At 57.6% G+C, this 2080-nt stretch carries 1 rRNA gene (running past one end of the window); it reads left to right on the top strand.

What is annotated here, in order from left to right:
• Positions 1–139: 139 nt before the first annotated feature.
• Positions 140–2080, top strand: a 23S ribosomal RNA gene (locus tag AC07FT_RS36230); it runs 1271 nt beyond the window's last position.

The following is a 2080-nucleotide window of genomic DNA, read 5'->3' as shown; positions in this document are numbered from 1 at the left end:
CCGGGCGCGCTGTTGGGTGTCTGAGGGTGCGGGCCTGTTGGTCTGTTCCTTCGGCCGGTCCCGGTGAACCATGCGGTGAGTGTGGGTGACGGGTCACGGGTCGTTATTTGAGAACTGCACAGTGGACGCGAGCATCTGTGGCCAAGTTTTTAAGGGCGCACGGTGGATGCCTTGGCACCAGGAACCGATGAAGGACGTGGGAGGCCGCGATAGGCCCCGGGGAGCTGTCAACCGAGCTTTGATCCGGGGGTGTCCGAATGGGGAAACCCGGCAGTCGTCATGGGCTGTCACCCGCTGCTGAACACATAGGCAGTGTGGAGGGAACGCGGGGAAGTGAAACATCTCAGTACCCGCAGGAAGAGAAAACAACCGTGATTCCGGGAGTAGTGGCGAGCGAAACTGGATGAGGCTAAACCGTATGTGTGTGATACCCGGCAGGGGTTGCGCATACGGGGTTGTGGGAGCGAGCTTCAGTCGTCTGCCGACGGCTGGGTGAGTCAGAAACCATCATGATAGGCGAAGGGCATGCGAAAGGCCCGGCGTAGAGGGTAAGACCCCCGTAGCTGAAATTGTGATGGCTTGCTTGCTTGTTTCCCAAGTAGCACGGGGCCCGAGAAATCCCGTGTGAATCTGGCGGGACCACCCGCTAAGCCTAAATATTCCCTGGTGACCGATAGCGGATAGTACCGTGAGGGAATGGTGAAAAGTACCGCGGGAGCGGAGTGAAATAGTACCTGAAACCGTGTGCCTACAAGCCGTGGGAGCGTCGCGCAGAGATTTCGGTTTCTGCGTCGTGACTGCGTGCCTTTTGAAGAATGAGCCTGCGAGTTTGCGGTGTGTTGCGAGGTTAACCCGTGTGGGGAAGCCGTAGCGAAAGCGAGTCCGAATAGGGCGGTTGAGTAGCACGCTCAAGACCCGAAGCGGAGTGATCTAGCCATGGGCAGGTTGAAGCGGAGGTAAGACTTCGTGGAGGACCGAACCCACCAGGGTTGAAAACCTGGGGGATGACCTGTGGTTAGGGGTGAAAGGCCAATCAAACTCCGTGATAGCTGGTTCTCCCCGAAATGCATTTAGGTGCAGCGTCGTGTGTTTCTTGCCGGAGGTAGAGCACTGGATAGGCGATGGGCCCTACCGGGTTACTGACCTTAGCCAAACTCCGAATGCCGGTAAGTGAGAGCGCGGCAGTGAGACTGTGGGGGATAAGCTCCATGGTCGAGAGGGAAACAGCCCAGAGCATCGACTAAGGCCCCTAAGCGTATGCTAAGTGGGAAAGGATGTGGAGTCGCAGAGACAACCAGGAGGTTGGCTTAGAAGCAGCCACCCTTGAAAGAGTGCGTAATAGCTCACTGGTCAAGTGATTCCGCGCCGACAATGTAGCGGGGCTCAAGCGTACCGCCGAAGTCGTGTCATTGCAGCATGAGGCCTAACGGCTGTTGTGATGGGTAGGGGAGCGTCGTGTGCCGGGTGAAGCAGCCGCGTAAGCGAGTTGTGGATGGTTCACGAGTGAGAATGCAGGCATGAGTAGCGATACACACGTGGGAAACGTGTGCGCCGATTGACTAAGGGTTCCTGGGTCAAGCTGATCTGCCCAGGGTAAGTCGGGACCTAAGGCGAGGCCGACAGGCGTAGTCGATGGACAACCGGTTGATATTCCGGTACCCGCTTTGAAGCGCCCAATATCGAATCCTCTGATGCTAAGGCCGTGAAGCCGCCCTTGATCTCTTCGGAGTGATGGGGAGTGGTGGAGCCGCTGATCCAAGGTGGTAGTAGGTAAGTGATGGGGTGACGCAGGAAGGTAGTCCAGCCCGGGCGGTGGTTGTCCCGGGGTAAGGGTGTAGCCCGAGGAGCAGGTAAATCCGTTCCTCATGAGGGGTGAGACCTGATGCCGAGCCGATTGTGGTGAAGTGGATGATCCTATGCTGTCGAGAAAAGCCTCTAGCGAGTTTCATGGCGGCCCGTACCCTAAACCGACTCAGGTGGTCAGGTAGAGAATACCGAGGCGTTCGGGTGAACTATGGTTAAGGAACTCGGCAAAATGCCCCCGTAACTTCGGGAGAAGGGGGGCCATTGCTGGTGATGG

The organism is Streptomyces sp. NPDC045899 (assembly GCF_056431485.1).
Note: the sequence above shows the minus strand (reverse complement) of the source record. Positions and strands in the feature narration are given on the sequence as shown.